This is a genomic window from Thalassoroseus pseudoceratinae, from assembly GCF_011634775.1.
Classification (GTDB): Bacteria; Planctomycetota; Planctomycetia; order Planctomycetales; family Planctomycetaceae; genus Thalassoroseus; species Thalassoroseus pseudoceratinae.
This window is the reverse complement of the sequence record NZ_JAALXT010000007.1, coordinates 346712-368704: the sequence shown is the minus strand read 5'-3', so window position 1 is coordinate 368704 and position 21993 is coordinate 346712. Positions and strand designations below refer to the sequence as shown.

The window sequence follows — 21993 nt, the reverse complement described above, 5'->3', positions numbered from 1 at the left end:
ACAACGACTGAATTAGAATCTTCGAGCGGAGGAACCGATGTATCATCACGTCAAAAAACTCATGTATACAGTCAACGTGGGCGAGCCTGACCCAGTCTTTGGGAAGATGCTGTTAGAGCAATTCGGCGGTGCCAACGGAGAACTGGCGGCGGCATTGCAATACAGTGTGCAAGGAATGAACTGCGAAGACCCCGCTCGCAAAGACTTGCTCATGGACATCGGCACGGAAGAGCTGAGCCACCTCGAAGTGATCGGGCAGCTGGCTCGAATGCACCTTAAACCATTGCGTGAGGAAGCCGAGTCGGCCGAGCAAGACCCGCTCATTTGCATCGTCGGTGGCGGTGGAATCTCGCTGAATAACTCGCAAGGCAACCCGTGGACCGCGGACTACCTCAAAGTGAGTGGTCAACTCGAGGTCGATTTGCGATCGAACATGGCTGCGGAAGCGCGGGCGAAGATCACTTACGAACGGCTCATCAATCAAACCGATGACGCTGGCACCAAAGATGCGTTGAAGTTCCTAATGACGCGGGAAATCACGCACATGAAAGCTTTCGGCAAAGCTTTGGAAAGTATGTCGAAAGGTCCATTGGAAATTGGCGAAATGCCGATTGATGACGAATACGTCAACAAATACTACAACGATTCCACTGGCGAGGGCGACTTGGGCGAAGACCAAACCGGTCCGTGGAACACTGGCGACAATTGGGAAATCGTCGATAACCCAGCCTTCGCCGCTCTGAAGAACGGGCGTTAGATCCAACGAATTATCAATCATGAGTTGCAAACGCGTCGGGAGTTCCATGCCCGACGCGTTTTTTCTTGGAGTACTTTTGTCAAGCGTCTCAGTGAGGTTTCGTTTCGACTTTGAAAACAGGAACTGTGAACGCCGCTGGTGGTTGCATCGGGGATGATTGCGGTAGAGAATCATCTGCGTCCGGTGACGGACGCTGGAGCACGGAGTTCATTCCCGATCAATATCGAGCGAACCATGGATGCGCTACAATATACCAAAGACCTGATTGCGTTTGAGTCACCCAGTTCGGTGTCGAATGTCGCCGTCAGTGATTATGTCGAAGACCTGCTACTCAAGCTGGAATTCACGACCGAACGCGTTGAGTACGAGGATGCCAACGGTGTTCTCAAGTGCAATATCATCGGCAAAAAAGGTGACGGCGATGGCGGCCTCGGGTTCTTCGCCCACACCGATGTCGTGCCCGTCACCGATTGGCACAGCGACACGCATGGGCCGTTTGATCCGCATGTTCACAACAACCGACTGTACGGTCGCGGAAGTTGCGACATGAAAGGCTCGTTGGCCTGCATGCTAGAGGCGGCGTCTCGGTTTTCCGGGAAGGACCTGCAACATCCGATCTACATTACCGCAACCGCCGATGAGGAAGTTGGCTATCACGGTGCTCGACGGGTCGTTCGGCATTCGGAACTCTACCAGGAGATGGCCGAACAACAGATCAACGGAATTATCGGCGAACCCACGCGGCTGAAAGTCGTGCACGCACACAAGGGGAGTTGCGGATTCCATGCCGTCTCACGGGGCGTGGCCGCACATTCCAGCACGAACAAGGGACTCAACGCGAACTGGGCGATGATCCCGTTCCTCGTTGAGATGAAAGCCATTTACGAGGAAACCGAAACCGATCCCCAATGGCAAAATGACGAGTTCGACCCGCCGACGGTTTCGATGAACTTGGGAATCAACGACCACACCACCGCCGTGAACATCACTCCGCCGCAGAGTGTCTGTACGATCTACATGCGAACGATGCCCGGCCAAGACTCCAGCGTGTGGTTGAACCGTGCCCGTGCGGTCGCGGAGGAAAACGGTTTGGAATTCGAAGTCCGCGTGGACGGTTCGGCGTTCTATACCTCTCCGGATTCCGAATTCGTGAAAGAACTCTGCGACTTGGCCGACTGCGAACGATCAAGCACGGTCTCTTACGGAACCGATGGTTCTGTTCTTGGGGAGAAACTGGATAACTTGGTCGTCTGGGGGCCGGGGGACATTGCCCAGGCCCATACCCGTGACGAATGGATCGCCCTGGACCAGCTCAAACGCGGAGCCAACGCGTTCTCCTACGCCATCCGCAAATGGTGCTGCTGACGATCTGTCAAAACGAAACAATACAGTGTGCCACGGCCCTGTGAGCCGTGGCACACTGTATTGCGAATCCCAAACTCAGTTTAGTTTCGGTGCCCAAGGTTCCGGGCCGTTCTTCTTGGCTCGAAGGAACTTCGCATCGACTTCGGAATACCACTTGTGTAACCGTTGCCGCATATCGCTCACGCGGTCGGGGTATTCGTCGGCGACATCGTTTTGTTCACCGATATCTTTAGCCAAGTTATAGAGGTGGAGTCGTCCGTCTTCGTAGCGTTCGATGAGTTTCCAATCGCCCATGCGAATTGCACCAGCGGGGAAGCCGCCTTGATTGGGGTAGTGCGGATAATGCCAGAACAACGCCTCGCGATCGAGATGCTCTTTTCCTTTGAGCAACGGCACCAAACTCACGCCATCCAGATGGCGTTTTGGTTGGAGCGGTAGACCGAGCATGTCCAGAATCGTGGGATAGAAGTCGGTGCTGGTGACCGGCTCGTCACACACGCTGCCCGGTTTCGCGACACCGGGCCAACGGATGATGTACGGTTCACGGATACCGCCTTCATAAATCCAACCCTTCCCGCCACGCAGCGGGAGATTCGAAGTCGGCGAACCTTCTGACGTGCTTAAGCCGCCGTTGTCGGACATGAAACAGATCGCGGTTGAATCCGTCAAACCTTGCTCGTCGAGTTCTTTCAACACCTTCCCGACAGCCGCATCCATCGCTTCGACCATCGCCGCGTAGACCGCATGAGCCTGCAACGTGCGGACTCGGCGTGGCTTTTTCGTCGGCCAAACTTGTTCTTCGGGACCGAAGGCTTCTTTGTCGGTTAGTCCTAAACGCTCGGCTTTCTTCTTGTACTTTTCGACCAAATCCGGGCGACCAATGAGCGGTGTGTGCACCGAATAAAAGGCCAAGTACGTCAGGAATGGTTCGTCTTTATGTTCGCGGATGAATGCCGCCGTCTCGCTGGCCAACCGATCCGGCAGGTGTTCGCCTTTCGGTCCGTCTTCGAGTCGCGGGTTACCATACGGCACGAAGTATTTGCCGGGTCCGTAGGGACCGCCGCGTGAGAAACCGCCCTTGTTGACATCGAACCCCTGCTTCGTCGGCCAATACTTTTCCGTTGGTCCGAGATGCCATTTGCCGGCGAAGAAGGTGTGATAGTCGTGCTCCTTCAACGTCTCGGCGATTGTGACTTCATCGAGATCCATTTGGTCGTGCAACGGAGCCGGTTCAAAGCGGGCACTACGTTTGCCGGAGAAGTAATTCGTGGCATCAACTCGTGAGGGGTATTTCCCGGTCATGATGCTGTACCGCGTCGGACTACACACCGGGTTCGCAGCGTAGCCGTTCGTGAACCGCATCCCGCTGGCGGCCAAACGATCGATGTTCGGTGTCTCGTAAAACGAATCAGGGTTGTTCGCCCCGATGTCCATATAGCCGAGATCGTCAACAAGGAAGAAGACCACGTTCCGTGTCTCCCCCGCCGCTAACGTTGATCCGAAGACCAAGCAGGAAACAGCCAGCCACCAACCACTTTGAGCGCGTGTAATCATAATTCCAATCCGTTAAATGAAGGACTCATCTCACGATACACGAATCGGGATGTGGTTCCAATTCAACACGAATCGAGTGCGTTTCGGCAACTTGTTGGCGAAACCCAACGCGCGCAAAGAGAAAATTGTTGACCAACCGCAACCTGTGGCCTAGGTTTGTGCACCCTCTCGAAAAGCAACCAGCACGATAGACAACATGGACGACGCACCGGCGGTTTAGCCGCCTGGCTCGGATGTCGTATGCACCAAGATTAACACCACCTGATTTTCCTTGCCCAGTCGGATTGCCGACGGCGAGGCGACACCCTTTGAGAGATTCACCATGAAACACGCCCAAGGTTCGCTGCTGGTCGTCGATGACGACCGTCATATCGTCGAAGCAATGGCTGATTATTTGCGGAGTCTCGGTCATCGCACCGAAACCGCAACCACCTGCGAAGACGCCATCAACCGCATGCGGGACTTCCGTTTCGAAGCCGTCATTTGCGATGTCAACCTGCCCGACGCCGATGGCTTTCACCTTCTCGAATGGGCCGTCAAAGAACAACCACAAACCGCAGTGATTCTGCTGACCGGTTACGGAACCATCGAAAGTGCCGTCGAAGCGATTCGGCTCGGGGCCTTCGATTACCTCACAAAACCCGTGATCGACGAAGAACTCCAACTCGCCATCCAACGGGCGATCGGTCAACGTCGCATCGTCGAAGAAAACAAATCGCTCAAAGCCCAACTCGATCAGCGGTTCGGCATGAAGAACATCGTCGGGCACGATTATAAAATGCTCAAGATGTTCGACCTCATCGAAAGTGTGGCCGACACGAAAACCACCGTGCTGATTCTCGGCGAGAGCGGCACCGGCAAAACCATGACCGCCCGAGCGATTCACCAGCAATCCGACCGCCGCGATCAACCCTTCGTGGAAGTCGCCTGTGGAGCGTTGCCGGAGAACCTGCTCGAAAGCGAGTTGTTCGGTCACGTGCAGGGTTCGTTCACGGGAGCCACGCAGGATAAAGAAGGGAAATTCCTCGCGGCCAACGGCGGCACTTTGTTCCTCGACGAAATCGCAACCGCCCCACCCAGCTTGCAAGTCAAACTCTTGCGAGTGCTGCAAGACAAAGAGTTTGAACCGGTCGGTGGCAACAAAACGCACAAAGTCGACGTGCGATTGATTCTCGCCACCAACGGCGACTTGGAAGAAATGGTCAAAGCCGGCCAGTTCCGCGAAGACCTCTATTACCGCATCAACGTGATCTCGATGGTGCAACCGCCACTGCGGGAGCGAATTGGCGACATTCCCCTGCTCGCGGATTTCTACCTCAACCAGTTCAATGAGCAGAACGGCAAGCACGTCTCAGGTTTCGACCCGGCGGCCATTCGTCTCATGCAACAGTACGATTGGCCCGGCAACGTGCGAGAGTTGGTCAATGTCGTCGAACGGGCGGTTGTGCTGTCCAAGTCCGATGAAATCACGATGAACGATCTGCCGGAATCCATCCGCGGTCATCGCACCATCGAGCAGAACTTCGAGTTGCCCACCAATGGCAGCAGTCTCAAACGAGCGATGGCCGAACCGGAACGCCAGCTCATCGTGGAAGCTCTGGAAGCGAACGGTTGGAACCGTCAAAACACCGCCCGTACCCTCGGGATCAACCGCACGACGCTCTATAAGAAAATGAAGAAATACCAAATCGAGTATGAACGCGAAAAGCAATTGATTCAATAATCCGGTTTCGATTTCCATCGTTCACTCAGACCGCCGACCAGAATCGGCGGTTTTTCTTTGCGTCATCGCCAACCGAACCGCCATTGATCCCCGGATATCCGTAAGCGTATCATCGAAGGAACGAATCACCAATCGCGTGACCCGCACGGAATGGCCGGAACGCTCATGGAAAATGCAATCACTGCCTCGGAATCGTCGGCTTCGCCCACACCCGATGACGTTGCCAACATTGGCACAACCACCAAGCGACGTTGGATCATCCTCGCCGCTTCGCTTCTGCTTGTCGGTGGCGGAATCTTCACGGCCTGGGCGATGGGTCTTGGTAGTGGAACCGCACCGGTCGTGGGATATCGCATCGTCAATGAGTTTCCGCACGATGCCAACGCCTTTACGCAAGGCTTGGTCATCACGGACGGTGTTCTCCTCGAAGGCACCGGGCAATACGGTCAATCATCGCTCCGCGAAGTCGATCTGAAATCCGGCCGGGTTCTTCGTCAGCAACCTCTATCGCCGCGTGTCTTCGGAGAAGGCATCACAGTGATGGGTGACCGCATCTACCAACTCACGTGGAAAAGCGGTATCTGTTTCGTTTACGACGCGAAAACACTCCAACCCGTCGATCGCTTCCGTTATCGCGGGCAAGGTTGGGGCATCACTCACGATGGCACGCATCTGATACTCAGTGACGGCGGCTACAATCTGGAGTTCATCGACCCCAAGACTTTCAAAACCATCCGCCGGATTCGTGTCATTGATGGACGCCGACGGATCGACAATTTGAACGAACTCGAATACATCAACGGAGAAATTTGGGCCAACATCTGGCACTCCGACTACATCGCCCGCATCGACCCCAAAACCGGCACCGTCAACAGTTGGGTCAACCTCACCGGTCTTCACCCCCGTCGCCCCCACCGAGAAGCCGTCCTCAACGGCATCGCCTGGGACGAACAATCCAAACGGCTGTTCGTGACCGGGAAAAACTGGGGGAAGTTATTTGAAGTAGTAACCGTTTCAACACGTTAATCAACTCGACCGGCAAAACTCACGTTACATTCAGGTTCTGAGAATGGATAAACTGTTCACGGGTAAGCAATTTGTATTCATATGTGGTCTGCACAAAAGCGGTACATCACTAATTCACGAAATACTTAGAGAACACAAGGAAATCAGCGGATTCAAGAACACTAGGAAACCACAAGATGAGGGACAGCATCTGCAAAATGTGTTTCCGACTGCAGCAGATTTTGGCGGTCCAGGCCGGTTCGGTTTCAATCCTTCAGCATATATGGATGAAACCCACCCAACGGTAGCAGCTAACGCTCGTTCGAGGCTATTAACGCAATGGCGCAATTACTGGGATCTCAAGAAACCACTTCTGATAGAAAAATCGCCACCAAATATTATTCGAACTCGCTATCTCCAAGCACTGTTCCCCAACGCAAAATTCATTGTAATTCGCAGACATCCAATCGTCGTCGGATATGCTACTGCCAAGGAGGAATGGTGTTCGTGCGGGGAATTCGAGGCAATCGTCCACGCAATTCACTGCAATGAACTATTTGAATCTGACAAGAAACGTCTTCAGCAATGTCAACTAGTTCGCTACGAAGAATTGCTTGATCGTCCGCAAGAAACGCTTGACGAAATAGCGAAGTTTCTTGGCATTAAGCGAATAGAAAACCCAAGACACATTGATCCAGACAAGCAAGTCAAATACGTCCACCAATGGAAATTAGTATTCGACAGGCTACATCAAACCAGCCCAATCGAACTTCTGAAACATCGATTGAAACCACTCGGTTACGGAGTTGATCCGAATCACATGGTGTTCTAGAGCTAACGAAGCGCTATTTCGATCGCCGGTTTGATAGAGGTGACACTTCGCAGACTCGTCCAGACTACATACAGATGTTTGTTCTAGACACAGCCAGAATAATTCTACGGCAGTTCACGCATAAGGATGCCGATCCCATGATGGCTGTCTTCGGGGATGCCGAAGTAATGCGATTTGGTCGCGGACCGCAGTCGATTGAGTGGGTCCGAACGCGAATTGAGCGACAGATTGACAACTACAAGCAACTAGGATTTGGGCACTGGGCGATTGAATTGAAAGATTCGCAAGAGGTCATCGGTTTTTGTGGTCTCTCGCGGTTTGCGGACATCAACGGTCGCCCGGAAATTGAAGTCGGCTATCGACTCGCGAAAGCGTATTGGGGCCAAGGTTATGCGACCGAAGCGGCGACCGCAGTTCGTGACCTTGCCTTCGAGCGGTTGAACATCGAACGACTCATCGCATTAGTCGATCCTAATAATCATCGATCCATTCGTGTCGCGGAAAAACTCGGGATGACGCATACCGATGACGTTGTGCTCCCCGGTTACTCACACGCCGATCGCGTTTACTCACTGACGCATATACCTTTCGACACTTCACAGTGACGAACATCACGTGCGGATGAGACGCAAATTTCGATAGTCTAAGAATTGCTCCAAGACCATTTCTGCAGGCAGATGACCGACAATACTCGTCGGGTCGGATGATATCACTGATTGATAGATCTCGAACAGGTTCCGCCCGGATGCCTGAAGACCATAGGCGGTTCGAACCCGATTCGCATTAGTCTTCACGAGCGACCCTACCTCCAGACTCGTGAAACTTTCGATTACCTCGGCGTGACGGGCTTCAAATTCCTCGCACGCGGGTTTGTTCTCGCGGATGAAGTCAATCACTTGAGACTGCATCAATTCATCGAGATCACCATAGTCAATCCAACCATCATGGATGTGTGACTCGATTGCGGTTTGAATTTCGCGTGGATTCGGTGGTAGGCGTTCGTAAGACTTTGATAGATCCAAAACCGTATCGCCGAACACTCGTTGATATCGCTTGAAATCAAACCAATCAACTTTGACTTCGCAAGAATCGTAGAGAGTTGGAAACTCGACGCCTTGATCCTCGAAGTCAGCCGTCACGGTAGGCAGGTTCCGTCCGAGCAACGGACGACCCGCTAGCCACGCCTCTAAGAACACCATCCCAAACCCTTCGGCGACACTCGTCGTGAGAATCGCATCCGCAGCGGCCATATTATCGGCAAATGCGAGTCCGTTGTCGTCACCGGCTCCGAACACACAGGGCAACGCATGTTCTTGAGCGTAGTTTCTCCAAGAGTCGTAGTAGTTCTTCTCAATCGGATTGAGCGGTGTTAGTGTGATTCCAAGTTTGATCGCTCGCTTTCGTAGCACTTCCGACCATAGCACAAATTCTCCGAGATTCTTTCGACGAATCCCGCGCACAGGATACAAAAGATAAGTCTCGGAATCTCGCACGCCTAGTTTCTGATCGAGTTGTTCACGCGACTCCTGTCGGTTGCTAGTGGGTACCTCATCAACTGGGTTGGGTAGGAAATGAAGTTGCTTGCTAGGCACCCCGGCAGTTTGCAAGATTGTTCGGTCACGCCGATTCAACAAAGCATAGTGAACATTCTCGGCAATGGGATATGCCGACTGCTCGAAAACATCCCTACCCAGTGTGTGAACGAGATGACGATAGTTCGCCGACCGAAAATCTTCCGCAAAGTCATGAGGTTGCAATAGACACGGGTAGCCATCACGAATCAACGAGCATAGGGCCGGCAATAGATCCGCATTCTTGCCAAGCGAGTGATTGTGGACATGCAACAGCGTATTGCTAGCCTCAAAGCCATAGGACTTCAAACGACTCGCAATTGCCGGGAGAACTGAACCGAGGGAATGAGTTCGCTCGGCGTCGTATTCCAACTCAGGAATGACATGCAGTTCCAGATCGATGTGTTTGAGCTGGCTTGCAAGATTCGGCGGCCATCCGGCAGCCCGTCCGCCATGGAAGACGACAACACGCCAGCGATCATCGGCTTCGAGTATCGAATCCAGTGCGAGCAAATGGCTCGCAATCACTCTCGTCACGCCACCGGGGTTGAGGTGGTAATGCAGAATCGCAAGATTCATCGGTCACTCGGCTCACTCGGACTCGGATTGAGCCGCTTGATGGAATTTCTCCAGATAGGCTGCAATTTCCACCATTGGCGGGCGTTCAAACTCTTCGATCTTGTATTCGGATTGTTCAAACTTGCCTTGATCGACTTTCGGTTGTCGCATGATATCTGCAAGTTCATACGGAAACTGAGCACGTTCCCGAGCGGTCAAGCGGTTGAAGAAGGCTCGCAGAATCCCAAACGCCATCCGACCAAGAGCGACCGTTTCTTGATTGCGATGCACGCGGGTATCGAGGTCAGTTTGTGCAAAAGCTGCGAGTCCGTGTTTCTCGTAGATATCAATCAGCATCGCTGTTTCGACACCATAACCCACGGGAAATGGAATCTGTTCCAAGATGCTTCGCCGCCCTGCATATTCACCGGATAGTGGTTGAATGATTGGCGTGAGTTCCGGATAGAACAGACTAAACAACGGACGAACTAGGATTTCCGTCACACGGCCCCCACCGGTGGGACGAATGCCTTGCGAGAACGCTAACGGTCGATCATAGAACGCTTTGACATACTGCACTTCGGGTTCTTTGATGAGCGGACCGATTAAACCATAGACGAACCGCGGGTGAATATTGTTAATGTCCGAATCGACATAGACGATAATATCACCTTTGAGTAGATACAGAGCTTTCCATAGGTTCTCACCTTTCCCCCGTCGGTTGCCCAGTTCGGGAAGACAGTCTTCCGCGAGATAGACATCGGCTCCGAAACTCGCCGCGATTTCTCGGGTGCCATCAGTACTCCCCGAATCGATGACGGCAATCTCATCAATCAAAGGATAGCGATCATAGAGTTCGCTCTTGAGCAGAATGATTTCTTTGCCGACGGTTTTCGCTTCATTCAATGTCGGCAAACATAGTGAGATCGTGAGTCCCTGGCGTTTCTTCTCTTCGACGAGCCAACGCAAGTTCCAAAAATTGGAATGATGATAAGTGCGGTCTTGGAGCCACTGTTCGGGAGTCATGATCGGCTAGGGGCTAAAGTCTTGAGAGAGTTAGAAAGAACGACGTCGCGAATACATGAGAAGTGAGCTAGATATCAAACAAACAACACAACAAAGTACATCACCTATGAGTGCCTCATTCGGATTGAGATAGAATCCGGCAACGATATAAAGTCTTTCTGTATAGTTCCCATAATCTCCTAGCGAGTCTGGTTGAGAATACAGGAAGTCTCCAGCATTGTACGCAAGCATTGCTGCTGGCAAGGCAATCAGGATAAGAAGTGCCGCACCTGCAAACCGAGCAAAATCTCCGAGGAAACGCAACGGGGTATTGGTTATTCCTGCTACGTGACCTCTTCTGCAATTCCCCGATCGATTGCTAGCAACACACCCACGATTTGGGCAACACCTTTCAGGATGGGGTCGATGTAAACATAGTCGGGTTTCTTGCGGTTTTTCTCGCCGGTGGTGATGCCGAGCGTGACCGCGGGAATTCCTCGGGCGATGAACTCGGAAAGTTCCGAAGGGCTATGCCCTTGATCGGGCGAAATACCGAGTGCTTCCATCACTTCAATCGTGGACTTCACAAGCGGATGGGAAAACCCAATCCCACCAGCTCGGCGTCGGAAGAAACTATCAAGCTTCGCATCCACGGCATTGCGGGCGGCAACTTCCGCGACGATTTCTTGAATCTCCGTTTCGATACGATCGATGCGGGCGTCGTCGTGGCTGTTCACTTCGAAACCAAGTTCCGCGTGGTCGGGTTCCACATCGTAACTCACACCGGCCCGAACGCGATTAATACTGATTTTCGTGAACGGCCGTTGTGGAACTTCGATGGCTAGGATGCGGTTGATAATATGATTCAGCACGGCGATCGCGCTTTGCGACCCGTAACTGCGAGACTGATAGTTCCCTTCGAACCGCACATCGCAATCGATGCGGCCTCGGAGTGTGCCGATCGAGAAATAGTTGAGTCGCCCGAGTTGCACACCCTCGACGCAAATACCGGCGTCCACGGGGTGCACCATGTTTTCCAGGTGGAACCGCAAGCCGCTGTCGTGACTGCGGTCGAGCGAATTGACCGTTCCAAGCAGCGAAATATTTGAATCGAACTTCAAACCGAGATGGTCGAGACAGTTCGGCAACATCGAAATGACCGTCGCGCCAGTGGCGTTGTCGCTAATGCCCGGACCGATGATCCGATCGGAGGACACTTCGACATTGTGATCGATGTTGCTGGGCACGATGGTGTCGAGATGAGCCACCACCATGATCGTGCGGTCGCCGACACGCCCGGGAAGAAATCCGGCGGCGTTGCCCTTCTCATCCTGACCCGCTTCAGGCACGCCGGCTTCAACGAAACGGTTGAGAATATGCTCGACGCGGCGACTTTCCTCACCGGTCGGGGAAGGAATCTGGCTGAGCAAAACCAACTCCGCGAGAATTTCCTCGCGAAGTGGAGCCAATGCTGCAGGAAGTTCGGCAGCAAGCATCGGAACGTCGGCAAGTTCGGTCATGGGTGTCACTTCATTCGTCGCGGAATTCGAGTGAAACAGATTGTACGTTCGATTGTCACGGTTGTCGAACCGATTGCCCCAACTGGTTCGTCAACGTCGGCTGAAAACCGTAAACTGTTGGAGAACTTTTCTCGTTTCTCAAGATTCTGAGTTTTGGCTCGCGTTTCGTCCATGGAATGGATTGGAGCGACACAAGCGGAGAGGAATCGATGCGCGTTCGACAACAACACACTTCCCGGATATTGCTCCCCTTGTTCTTGGTAGCAGTCTGCTCGGATGTTCAAGCTGCGGAGAAGACCGGGGCTTCGGATGACTTTCCAACAGTCTTCAACAGTCTGGCGGAGGACAAATTCTCTCCAATGCCCGCGAAGGAAGCGGCATCGACGATGAAACTCCCCGAAGGATTTCGGGCCTCCGTGTTCGCAGCGGAACCGGATGTACAAAACCCGATTGCCATGGCCTTCGACAAACGGGGACGATTGTGGATTGCCGAAAACTACACCTATTCCGACCGTACGCAGCGGTTTGATTTGTCGCTTCGAGATCGCGTATTGGTCTTTGAAGACACCGATAACGACGGAAAAGCCGACCGTCGGAAAGTCTTCACCGATAACGTGCAAATGCTGACCAGTGTGGAAACCGGTCGCGGTGGTGTGTGGTTGATGTGCCCACCTGCCCTGCTCTTCATTCCCGACGCCAACGGTGACGATGTGCCCGATGGCCCGCCGCAGGTGGTGTTGGACGGGTTCGACGTCGCCGAAAGTAACTATCACAACTTCGCCAACGGGTTGCGATGGGGGCCGGACGGTTGGTTGTACGGTCGATGTGGGCATTCGTGCCCCGGTCGCATCGGTCTGCCCGGCACGCCGGACCATGAACGAATTCCCCTCGACGGTGGAATGTGGCGGTATCATCCCGATCACAAAACCGTCGAGGTGCTCTGTCATGGAACAACGAATCCGTGGGGGCACGATTGGGACGAGAACGGCGAGCTGTTCTTCATCAACACGGTGATCGGCCATTTGTGGCATTCAATTCCGGGATGTCATTTCAAAGAGTCGTTCGGTGAAAGTTTGAACCCGGCGGTTTACGAACGCATGGACATGATCGCCGATCATTACCACTTCGACACCAAAGGCAGCTGGACCGCCAGTCGCGGTGGGAAAGCGAACGACTACGGCGGCGGACACGCCCACATCGGCATGCTGATCTACCAAGGACATCAGTGGCCGGAGCGGTATCGTGGCAAGCTGTTCACGATCAACATGCACGGACTGCGGGCGAATGTCGAACGCCTGGACCGCACATCCACGGGATACGTCGGTCGGCATGAACCGGACTTCTTCATTGCGAAGGACCCGTTTTTCCGCGGTCTCGATTTGCAGACCGGACCGGACGGCAGTGTCTACGTGATCGACTGGAGCGACACCGGCGAGTGTCACGACCATACCGGCGTGCATCGGCTCAGCGGCCGGATTTTCAAAATCGAGTACGGTTCCCAGAGTGTGAACAAGCCGATCGTGAAACCGGCGTGTCTCGCGGGTGCCGGACCGTTGCAACAACTTTGGCGACAATACCAAGCCGGTCGCACCACACCGGAACAATTACGAGCGTTGGCCGACGATCCCAACGAACACGTTCGCGTGTGGGCAATTCGGTTGCTCACGGACTTCTGGCCATTGGACTGGGTTACGGGCCCAAACCCAAAAGCGAAGTATCCCGACGATCCCACCACCCGCGCGTTGCTTGTGCGGATGGCTCGCGAAGATGCTTCTGGACTGGTGCATCGTCAACTCGCCTCCACGTTGCAACGGTTGCCGGTTGAACATCGTCCTGAATTGGCGATTGAACTCGTCAAACAGGCGAAGTACGCGGACGACCACGATCTTGCATTGCTCACCTGGTACGGTTTGATCCCCGTGGGTGACACGAGTCCGCTGGCATTGGTCGACGTTGCACGGCAATCGCGGTGGCCGTCGCTGACGTATTCCATTGCTCGCAATCTTGCCTCACGAATTCAGTCCGATCCGAAGTCTTTGAATCAACTCCTGAGCATCACCAAGAAGCTCGACCCCAAGTCGCAAACGCAAATTCTTCATGGCATGCAAGATGCATTTCGTGGGTGGCGGAAAGCGAAAAAACCGGCCGCCTGGGAAGCGTTTGCATCACTCCCGGAGATCCAAAAATCATCGGACACCGTGCGGGAATTAGGCGTGCTATTTGGCGATGGTCGTGCGTTGACGGAACTCCGTCGTATGGCGACCAACTCCCGAGTTGACATGAAAACCCGGCAAAGTGCGTTGCAAGCCTTGATCGATGCCCGAGCCGATAACTTGCGGACACTTTGCGAATCGTTAATTCGGGTTCGCGGCCTCAATGCGACCGCACTCAAGGGGTTGGCGTTGTTCGAAGACCCGACCATTCCCAAGTTGCTCTCGCGGGAATACCGTCGTTTTCATCCCAACGACCGACCGGCCGTGATCGAAACACTCGTAGCCCGCCCGATGTCGGCGTCGATCTTGCTCGATGAATTGGCCGTCGGCCGCAGCCAAATACCGCTGGCGGAAATCTCCGCCTCGCATGCAAGACAAATTCAAAGCCACAATGACCCGACACTGTCTACGAAACTGTCTGAAGTCTGGGGCGAACTTCGCGAGTCCTCCGAGGAAAAACTTGTGCTGATCGCGAAGCTCAAAGACGAGTTGACCCCCGATCGCTTGGCTTCCGCGGAACTTTCCCGTGGTCGCGTGTTGTTCGCGAAGACATGCAGTGGGTGTCATCAACTTTATGGTGAGGGCGAAAAAGTCGGGCCTGATCTGACGGGCGCCCAACGATCGAGTTTGGAATACCTCCTGAGTAATATCATCGATCCGAGTGCCGTCGTCGGTAAGGACTACCGGATGTCGATTCTGCAACTGGCCGACGGTCGGGTTTTGAATGGCTTGGTGATGTCGCAGGACCGACAAACCCTCACGTTACGCACAGCGACCGAACGATTGACCATCCAGAAACGCGACATCGAAGCCATCAAACAATCGACGAAGTCGGCCATGCCCGACGGTCTGCTACAAAATCTCAATGCCGACCAAATTCGTGATCTACTTGGCTACTTGATGCACCCCGTCCAAGTGCCGCTGGTGGAGACTTCTGGTTCCGATTAAAACAGTTCCGTTCATCACGCAACCAGGATCCCCGCGATGCAGGCTGTCATACAGCATGCGATCGCGCCGCCAAACATCGCTTTGAGTCCGAGTCGAGCGAGGTCTTTTCGCCGCGAGGGGGCCATCTCACCGATGCCGCCAATCTGCACACCGATCGCACCAAAGTTCGAGAAACCACTCAGGGCATAGATCATGATGGTGTTGCTACGCTCGCTCAGGACGATTTCGGAATCTGGCTGCATCCATTCCACGAGCCGTTCATAGGCGATGAATTCATTCGTCACCAATTTGAGCCCCAGCAACTCACCCGCGGAAAGACAATCCGCCGAGGCGATCCCCATAACCCAAGCGATTGGAGCACACACATAACCGAGCAGCGACGAAAGCGACCACGCCGAGTCTCCGGTGTAACCGAACAGCGAACCGATCCCAGCAAGCCCCGCATCCGCCATGGCAATCAGTGCAATGAAGGCGATCAACATCGCACCGATGTTCAACGCCAGTTTCATCCCCGCACTTGCACCGATCGTCGCCGCCTCGATCGGGTTGCTGCCTTCGGAGACGTAATCCACCTCGACCGTGCCGGCGGTCTCCGGCACTTCAGTTTCCGGTTGGATGATCTTCGCAATGACAAGCGCCGCCGGTGCAGAAATGACCGAAGCCGTCAGCAAGTGCGTTGGATCAATCCCCATCCCGACAAAGGCCGCCAGCACACCTCCGGAAACCGTTGCGAACCCGCCGACCATCAGCGAGTGCAACTCGGAATTGGTCATATTGGGAATGTATGGGCGAATCACCAGCGGCGCTTCGGTTTGTCCGACGAAGATGTTTGCCGCCGCCGCCAGACTTTCCGCACCGGACGTTTTCAGTGTCCATCGCATCACCCAGCTAAACGCCGACACAATCCATTGCATCACCCCGAAGAAGTAAAGCACCTCCATCAACGACGAAACCACAACCACCGTCGGCAGCACTCCAAAGGCGAAACTGCCCAGCAACCAACCGGGCTCTGGATCGGTCGGTGTGCCACTCGGATGAAGGCTGAACACAAATCGTGAGCCCTCGTTGACGCACCCTAGCACCCAGTTGAAGCCGGCCCCAAGTTGCTCGAAGATCCACTGTCCGGGAGTCGTCCACAAGATCAACGCCGCGAGAACCAACTGCAACATCAGTCCGCTGACAACCAATCGCCACTGGACCGCCCCGCGGTTCGAACTCAAAAGCCACGCCAGGAACACAAAGACAAGCAGTCCCAACGCACTGATGGATTGCAACATATCGGATTATCGCCGCCGCGTGCTCCCCTCGTCCGTCGAGGCCGGTTCACGTGTTGAAGATGCGATCCCCGGCGTCTCCGAGTCCAGGAACGATAAATTTTTGGGCGTTCAGTTCTGGATCGACAGCAGCGCAAAAGATGCGAACATCGGGTGCCGCCTCGTTGAGCGCATCGATCCCCGACTGCGAGGCGATCAGCGAGACCAACCGAATCAACGGCACACCCCAACTTTGCAGAACGGAAATCGTGTGCAACGCCGAACCACCCGTCGCAAGCATCGGGTCGAGAATGAACGCCCGCGAAACGGGGTTCTCGTCCGGCAACTTATTGTAGTACGACACTGGCTGAGCCGTTTTCTCATCCCGGTAAAGTCCCAAGTGCCACACCTCCGCAGTCGGGATGAGATTCCAAAAGGGATCGACCATTCCCAACCCCGCTCGCAAGATCGGCACCAAACCCACTCGCTCAGCGAGTTGATGGCCGGTCATTTCTGTCAGCGGAGTTTCGACGGACATCGGTTGCGTCGGCAGATCTTTCGTCGCTTCAAACGCAAGCAACGTCGTCAACCGCGCAACGAGACTTCGAAACTGATCCGGCGGCGTGTGTCGATCACGCAATGAACTGAGATGATGAGCCACTAACGGATGATCGACAATCGAAACTTGCGACATCACAACGAAGGATTTCCGAGGTATTATTCAATCCATCCCAAAAAGAGAGGCGGTCTTCGGATGGGCGAAATTGTTAAAGAAAAGTATGTCGCCACTCATCGCTTGACGCAAGCAGGTTGCCGACAGACGAGAACTCAACGTCAACATTGCGCCGACGAATCACTGGTTTGATTCCAGCAATCTCGCCAACCGAATGCCCGCGTTGACAATCCGCCCATTGGCCACTCGCCGCACATTTCGTAGGTAATCTGGCGAGAGATCGACCGTCTTTAAAGGCGAAGCCGATTCAACGGCGGCGCGAACTTCACCGGAGTAGACATCACTTTCGGCAAACTTCAACCCCTCGGACAACCAAACAGCCATTTGCGTGCGAGCATCGGTGACATCTTGATTCACCATTTCCTTCGACGCATCACCACGGAGTTGAATGGCCAAATTCCGACAGCGAATGAATCGGCTATCCGGCCCCAATGGACCATCCCAGACCGCGTGCAAATTCCTAAGCTGCTTCGTCTTGATGTCGTTCGCTCCGCGATCTCCCCGAGGAAACAACACCGGATCACACAAACTCGCGGTATGACAGGGCTGATGAAGATCTTGTCCAATGTGCAGCACCCAACACAACGCAACCGCTCGATCCGCCTTCGACGCTTCGTCATCATTCAGGACTTCGAGGTTCGCCAAGAACGCCTGCGGACCGTTCAACTTTTCGTTCTCGGTGCCACCAACCGGTTCCAAACGGCTGTTGAATCCAGATTCCACTTGCTTGCGGAAGCGGTCAGTCGGCGGACTCAGGTAATAGGCCCGTGGAAGATAATGCCAAAACGGACGATTGAACGCCGTTCGATCAGCCGGTCCACCACGCACAATGTCCGACCAAATCGATGCCAGTTGAAACCGCCATTCGGCCAAGGTTTCCGCATCGGCATCCTGCAAAAATCTCGGCAAATCCGACAGGAAATCCGCTCGGTAACGTGGGTGATGTGTTAGTAACTCTGCTAACTCCATCCGACGCTCAGCGGACAACTCGCGAAAGATAATCGAAGCAATCGTTTGATGCCCGCTCGGATTCCAAGCCCGCGCCTCGACATTGGTCATCGACCAACTGATGACCAATGTCAAAAATCCACAAAACCATGCTCTCATTGGTTCCTCAAATGATCAAACTAGGTCGTCACAACTCAGAGTATTCACGTGTATCCGATCGGGTAGCACTTGCCTCTAAGCGATGACCACTGGTCGAAAAATTACTATCAAACTCAGACCACAAGAGCGCCGATTGTAGCGACTCCTCTTCACCGCCCTAGTCAGAAATCTAGCTTCATTCGGGAATCAAAGAATTCGCAGGGATTTCAGAAGTCCATTACATGGATTTCATGATCCACACATAACATTTCCCGAACCCTATGGAGCGAACCCAACACCCATGCCTGTCGAGGATGCGGTCATCGCAACCAAACAAGTGACTCAACACATCGCCCCCGTTTTGCAGGGTGACATCGCACCATTCGCGTCTGGTGACGTCACCGCGGGTTCCGAATTTGAAATGCAAGCGGTTGTGCAGGGACCCGCACACTCCGTCGATCTCCCACAAGTTGTTCGCGAGTCCAACTTCTACACCAATCTTGAACGCCAGTTTGAATCCGGCGAGGCTTCACCCTCATCACTGCAACGAATCGAAGAACTCTTTGGAGATCGATCGCAACAAGTCTGGCCCAACAGTTGGGTGCGTCTGCCGATTGCAAACCTTAGCGAAGCCGCTCGCCGAACGTTAGAACACGACCTGCGACATGACAAGTCGTCCCCGAACAAAGGACCACGAACCGACGTTTCTCGATTCTTCTTGACTGATCAAAACGGTCGGAAGATGCTTCGCATTCCCGTAAGCTACCTGTTGAAACTAGCCCTAGCCGATGCCACAAACTGCACACCACCTCTAGAGAACTCGATACAGAATGTTGGTCGACGTCTTCAGCAGTGCTATTTGAACGACAATGTTTCGCCGGAAATCTTATCGTATTATGTTTCCGCACCAACGAGCCAGCAAAGCCTTGGAAAACTCGTCGCTCATGAAGCCGCCATTCGCTATCTACTGACACAACTGTTAGTTTCGTGGTCGAATGGACCACTGGGACTCCGCGACTCGGGACAGGAAGTCGTTGTCTATTGTTCCGCTCGTCCACCGGTCACGCAACAACGGTTTAGCGAATGTCTACCCGACACCTTCTATCGCGAATTATTTACGAGTCCATGTCTTTCCGGATGGGATATCGGCGAGGACAAGCAACACTATATGCGGTCATGTCACGAAATCCTCAGCCGCAGCCGTTGGCACGCCATCACGAAACTTCGCGAGCATGGCGCAATTCATACCGACTTAGTCGTCCTACCCAACCTATGTGATGCAAGTCTAGCCAACAACGGGGTCCATGTCACACTTGGCAGCCGAATGCTAGGCGAGATGTTCAGTAACCATCGACATGTCGATGAAAAACGAATCGGCGATTTGACGACAAAAATCGTCGAGCACTTTCTTCCGCTGTTTGTCGGCACATATAGTGCAGCACCTTATCGCATCGACTTTGAAAACTTCCACGCAGAGAAAGTCCTAGGATTCTTACCCCACCAGCTTCATTCAACGCATCTGCGGATGTTTTGGCGACGCTGGAAGAAGAAGGCACGCAATCGCGTGTTTCGGAAGACCCTATCACCAAGTGGCTTCAGACGCTTCGATCGACTTCTAGCAAAACTCTTTCGGCTCAGGGGTGACTATGTTCCTGATTTTCGACTCCTCGACTATTTTGTGAGTCCCCTGAGCACCCATGAAAGTCCCGCCCTTTCTGGTCGAGTCGGCAGCGATGAACGATTGAAGAACGATCTCGCCGAGATGGGAATCTATGACACCCGATTACCCTTGTATTCCTTGTATCGTCAACGTTTTGTCGACGCGGTTGGTTACTCGGGCTTTGAAGGACGACACTACAGCTTGTTCCCTTCGTGGCGTAACGACTTTGCTCCCGCTGTCGATTTACAAGCTCTTGTCACAAGTTTCGCCGTCTCCAAGGCTCTGACCGGGGAACTCACGCACGACGACATCCCTGATAGTCCCTTTGAGGAAAGCGAACGGCGGCAATTCGTGTTTGCATCCGCGGCGGGTGTCCCTACCGTTTATGTGCGAAGTCACACGAAGAATCAATTCCTCCGCCACGTACTCGCCCAAACCGCGAAAACGCGTATGAGTCGTCGCTATCCGGGATTCTTCCGGGTTCCCGTCACGGAATACCGACATGCGCTCGTCAACATCCTCACAGCGGAAATGTCTCACACTGCAAACAAGGATTCACAGACCGAGTTGCTGCATGATCTCTCTACTAGACTCAAACAAACTCAACAGAACAGCGCAGCCGGACGGTTAACTCGTCAAGTCCTCAATTCAATCTCTGGACGTTCCAATCCTATGCAAACGTCCGGCGAAGTATTCAATGTCGCTTCCGACAGCTACTTAAGAACGCAACTCCGCCAGAATCACACACTCGAAGCCTATAAAATGCTAATGAATTATTGGACTCACGAGGTCAAACTTGACTCCAATATAAACCGCCAACTCGGACTCATTGGGCTGGGGGTGTCGGGTCCGGTTCGATTCTTGAAACGTTTGCGTGGGAAAGTGGTCGACGAAAACTACTCACGAGACGACCTACTCACCCTCATTCGTTTGATCCTGATCACTATTGATCAAAGTGAAGCAGCATATGAAGGCATTCCTAGCAAATCGGCAACGAAAACCTCTCGTGACCATCAATCGACAAGGCTAACAGGGCTCCATGCAGCATCAATACATTGACCGTGAAACCGGCGAAGTTCGCACAGAAAAACTCTACCACGATCGTATGGTTCGAATGCTGTATTCTCGCTATCGTGAGAACGCATCTCTAATGTGTCGTGCGTTAGCCTCACGACGCATGACTCATTTACTCGGGTTTTTGAACTATCAGTTTCGAGTCGGATCATATCTCACTGGCAGCCAGCGATTTGCCAAAGAACTCGGAATCGATGTGGCAGAGTGTGTGGAAGCTCCCGAATCCTTAAATACGGCAAAGAAGTGGTTCCAACGTCAAATTCGCTATTGGGAAACGCGTCCCATGCCCGAGGAAGCGGACGCTGTTGTCTCTCCCGCTGACGCACGGACGCTCGTCGGGTCATTCGCGAACGGCTCACCGATCCGACTTAAAGATAAATTCTTTAGCCTCGATGAACTGCTAGGCAATCGCGATCACAATTGGAGATTGCACTTTGAAGGCGGAGACTTGGCCGTCTTTCGGCTAACACCAGACAAGTATCACTACAATCATGTTCCCGTCTCGGGAATTGTCCGCGACATCTATACATTGGATGGAAGTTACCATTCTTGTAACCCGTCCGCTGTGGTCTCCATTGTGACTCCCTACTCGAAGAACCGGCGAGTCGTCACGATCATTGACACAGATGTCCCCGGTGGAACGGGAATCGGTCTTGTCGCCATGATCGAAGTCGTCGCGTTAATGATTGGAGGAATCACGCAATGCTATTCCTCCAAACGCTACGATCAACCGCAAAACGTGAGTGCGGGGATGTTTGTTCGTCGTGGCCAACCGAAAAGTCTGTATGAGCCTGGAAGCAGCACCGACGTGCTTCTGTTTGAACCGAAACGTATCCGCTTCGCAACCGACCTTGTCAGGAATATGTCACGGGGTCTGGACAGTCGGTTTAGTGAAGGTTTCGGCCAACCACTCGTTGAGACAGATGTCCGTGTTCGATCACTCATCGCGACTGCGAAGACACCCCAAATTCAAGAACCTGTTATCAATTTCGACCTACCAAACACACCGCCTTCAAAAGCTGAAATATTCTGATATGAATGTCACATCTGAATCATGGATCTTCGTTCTGTCAATTGTTGCAATTCTGGGCATGTTGTTTACCTGGGCATTTCGGGTCCTACCAAGAGAAGACTGG

General features: G+C 53.5%; 15 protein-coding genes and 1 pseudogene. 9 read left to right on the top strand and 7 right to left on the bottom strand.

Features of this window, described 5'->3' with window-relative positions; all coding sequences use genetic code 11:
- Positions 1-37: 37 nt before the first annotated feature.
- Both G6R38_RS23920 and G6R38_RS23915 read left to right on the top strand, forming a co-directional pair.
- A pseudogene (locus G6R38_RS23920) lies at positions 38-751 on the top strand (manganese catalase family protein); the annotation flags it as partial.
- A 240-nt stretch (positions 752-991) separates the two neighbouring features.
- Positions 992-2122 (top strand): M20 family metallopeptidase, encoded by a 1131-nt coding sequence (locus tag G6R38_RS23915; RefSeq protein ID WP_166831305.1) that lies wholly within the window; start codon positions 992-994, stop codon positions 2120-2122.
- A 75-nt stretch (positions 2123-2197) separates the two neighbouring features.
- Here G6R38_RS23915 and G6R38_RS23910 read toward each other — a convergent pair whose 3' ends face one another.
- Positions 2198-3676 carry a sulfatase gene (locus G6R38_RS23910; protein WP_166831304.1) on the bottom strand — a complete coding sequence of 493 codons (1479 nt, stop codon included), beginning with the start codon at positions 3674-3676 and terminating at the stop codon, positions 2198-2200.
- A 322-nt stretch (positions 3677-3998) separates the two neighbouring features.
- Here G6R38_RS23910 and G6R38_RS23905 point away from each other — a divergent pair, with 322 nt between their 5' ends.
- The 4 genes from G6R38_RS23905 to G6R38_RS23890 all read left to right on the top strand — a co-directional run bounded on the left by G6R38_RS23905 (position 3999) and on the right by G6R38_RS23890 (position 7841).
- Positions 3999-5399 (top strand): sigma-54-dependent transcriptional regulator, encoded by a 1401-nt coding sequence (locus G6R38_RS23905; protein ID WP_166831303.1) that lies wholly within the window; start codon positions 3999-4001, stop codon positions 5397-5399.
- Between the two features lie 165 nt (positions 5400-5564).
- Positions 5565-6425 carry a glutaminyl-peptide cyclotransferase gene (locus G6R38_RS23900; protein ID WP_206028706.1) on the top strand — a complete coding sequence of 287 codons (861 nt, stop codon included), beginning with the start codon at positions 5565-5567 and terminating at the stop codon, positions 6423-6425.
- Positions 6426-6468: 43 nt separating this feature from the next.
- Positions 6469-7236, top strand: a complete 768-nt coding sequence (locus G6R38_RS23895; RefSeq protein WP_166831302.1) for a sulfotransferase family protein — start codon at positions 6469-6471, stop codon at positions 7234-7236.
- A 74-nt stretch (positions 7237-7310) separates the two neighbouring features.
- A complete protein-coding gene (locus G6R38_RS23890) occupies positions 7311-7841 on the top strand; it encodes a GNAT family N-acetyltransferase (protein ID WP_166831301.1) in 531 nt (176 codons plus the stop codon).
- A 6-nt stretch (positions 7842-7847) separates the two neighbouring features.
- On the opposite strand, the gene G6R38_RS23885 is transcribed toward G6R38_RS23890, so the two are convergent.
- The 3 genes from G6R38_RS23885 to G6R38_RS23875 form a co-directional block, all read right to left on the bottom strand.
- Positions 7848-9386 carry a glycosyltransferase family 4 protein gene (locus G6R38_RS23885; protein ID WP_166831300.1) on the bottom strand — a complete coding sequence of 513 codons (1539 nt, stop codon included), beginning with the start codon at positions 9384-9386 and terminating at the stop codon, positions 7848-7850.
- A 12-nt stretch (positions 9387-9398) separates the two neighbouring features.
- Positions 9399-10391 carry a glucosyl-3-phosphoglycerate synthase gene (locus G6R38_RS23880; RefSeq protein WP_166831299.1) on the bottom strand — a complete coding sequence of 331 codons (993 nt, stop codon included), beginning with the start codon at positions 10389-10391 and terminating at the stop codon, positions 9399-9401.
- A 323-nt stretch (positions 10392-10714) separates the two neighbouring features.
- Entirely contained in the window at positions 10715-11890 is a 1176-nt protein-coding gene (locus tag G6R38_RS23875) for a zinc-binding metallopeptidase family protein (protein ID WP_166831298.1), read from the bottom strand.
- 209 nt (positions 11891-12099) lie between these two features.
- Between G6R38_RS23875 and G6R38_RS23870 the strand changes: the two genes are divergently transcribed.
- On the top strand, positions 12100-15051 hold the full coding sequence (locus G6R38_RS23870; protein ID WP_166831297.1) for a PVC-type heme-binding CxxCH protein: 2952 nt from the start codon (positions 12100-12102) through the stop codon (positions 15049-15051).
- 14 nt (positions 15052-15065) lie between these two features.
- Here the strand turns inward: G6R38_RS23870 and G6R38_RS23865 are convergent, their stop codons facing one another.
- The 3 genes from G6R38_RS23865 to G6R38_RS23855 form a co-directional block, all read right to left on the bottom strand.
- A complete protein-coding gene (locus tag G6R38_RS23865) occupies positions 15066-16328 on the bottom strand; it encodes a NupC/NupG family nucleoside CNT transporter (protein WP_166831296.1) in 1263 nt (420 codons plus the stop codon).
- 46 nt (positions 16329-16374) lie between these two features.
- Positions 16375-16998: a uracil phosphoribosyltransferase gene (gene upp / locus G6R38_RS23860; RefSeq protein ID WP_166831295.1), complete on the bottom strand. Its 624-nt coding sequence runs from the start codon at positions 16996-16998 to the stop codon at positions 16375-16377.
- A 159-nt stretch (positions 16999-17157) separates the two neighbouring features.
- Positions 17158-18144 carry a S1/P1 nuclease gene (locus tag G6R38_RS23855; protein WP_166831294.1) on the bottom strand — a complete coding sequence of 329 codons (987 nt, stop codon included), beginning with the start codon at positions 18142-18144 and terminating at the stop codon, positions 17158-17160.
- Positions 18145-18424: 280 nt separating this feature from the next.
- On the opposite strand from G6R38_RS23855, the gene G6R38_RS23850 reads away from it, so the two are divergent.
- Both G6R38_RS23850 and G6R38_RS23845 read left to right on the top strand, forming a co-directional pair.
- A complete protein-coding gene (locus G6R38_RS23850; RefSeq protein WP_166831293.1) occupies positions 18425-20842 on the top strand; it encodes a hypothetical protein in 2418 nt (805 codons plus the stop codon).
- Positions 20823-21890: a phosphatidylserine decarboxylase gene (locus tag G6R38_RS23845; RefSeq protein ID WP_166831292.1), complete on the top strand. Its 1068-nt coding sequence runs from the start codon at positions 20823-20825 to the stop codon at positions 21888-21890. The genes G6R38_RS23850 and G6R38_RS23845 overlap by 20 nt, the downstream gene beginning before the upstream one ends.
- The last annotated feature ends 103 nt before the right edge of the window (positions 21891-21993 follow it).

Excerpts from the sequence above, each read along its gene's own strand:
- G6R38_RS23905 (WP_166831303.1), top strand. The coding sequence starts at position 3,999 with ATGAAACACGCCCAAGGTTCGCTGCTGGTCGTCGATGACGACCGTCAT.
- G6R38_RS23910 (WP_166831304.1), bottom strand. The coding sequence starts at position 3,676 with ATGATTACACGCGCTCAAAGTGGTTGGTGGCTGGCTGTTTCCTGCTTG.
- G6R38_RS23895 (WP_166831302.1), top strand. The coding sequence starts at position 6,469 with ATGGATAAACTGTTCACGGGTAAGCAATTTGTATTCATATGTGGTCTG.
- G6R38_RS23915 (WP_166831305.1), top strand. The coding sequence starts at position 992 with ATGGATGCGCTACAATATACCAAAGACCTGATTGCGTTTGAGTCACCC.
- G6R38_RS23850 (WP_166831293.1), top strand. The coding sequence starts at position 18,425 with ATGCCTGTCGAGGATGCGGTCATCGCAACCAAACAAGTGACTCAACAC.
- G6R38_RS23865 (WP_166831296.1), bottom strand. The coding sequence starts at position 16,328 with ATGTTGCAATCCATCAGTGCGTTGGGACTGCTTGTCTTTGTGTTCCTG.
- G6R38_RS23890 (WP_166831301.1), top strand. The coding sequence starts at position 7,311 with ATGTTTGTTCTAGACACAGCCAGAATAATTCTACGGCAGTTCACGCAT.
- G6R38_RS23880 (WP_166831299.1), bottom strand. The coding sequence starts at position 10,391 with ATGACTCCCGAACAGTGGCTCCAAGACCGCACTTATCATCATTCCAAT.
- G6R38_RS23855 (WP_166831294.1), bottom strand. The coding sequence starts at position 18,144 with ATGAGAGCATGGTTTTGTGGATTTTTGACATTGGTCATCAGTTGGTCG.
- G6R38_RS23870 (WP_166831297.1), top strand. The coding sequence starts at position 12,100 with ATGCGCGTTCGACAACAACACACTTCCCGGATATTGCTCCCCTTGTTC.
- G6R38_RS23885 (WP_166831300.1), bottom strand. The coding sequence starts at position 9,386 with ATGAATCTTGCGATTCTGCATTACCACCTCAACCCCGGTGGCGTGACG.
- G6R38_RS23900 (WP_206028706.1), top strand. The coding sequence starts at position 5,565 with ATGGAAAATGCAATCACTGCCTCGGAATCGTCGGCTTCGCCCACACCC.
- G6R38_RS23845 (WP_166831292.1), top strand. The coding sequence starts at position 20,823 with ATGCAGCATCAATACATTGACCGTGAAACCGGCGAAGTTCGCACAGAA.
- upp (WP_166831295.1), bottom strand. The coding sequence starts at position 16,998 with ATGTCGCAAGTTTCGATTGTCGATCATCCGTTAGTGGCTCATCATCTC.
- G6R38_RS23875 (WP_166831298.1), bottom strand. The coding sequence starts at position 11,890 with ATGACCGAACTTGCCGACGTTCCGATGCTTGCTGCCGAACTTCCTGCA.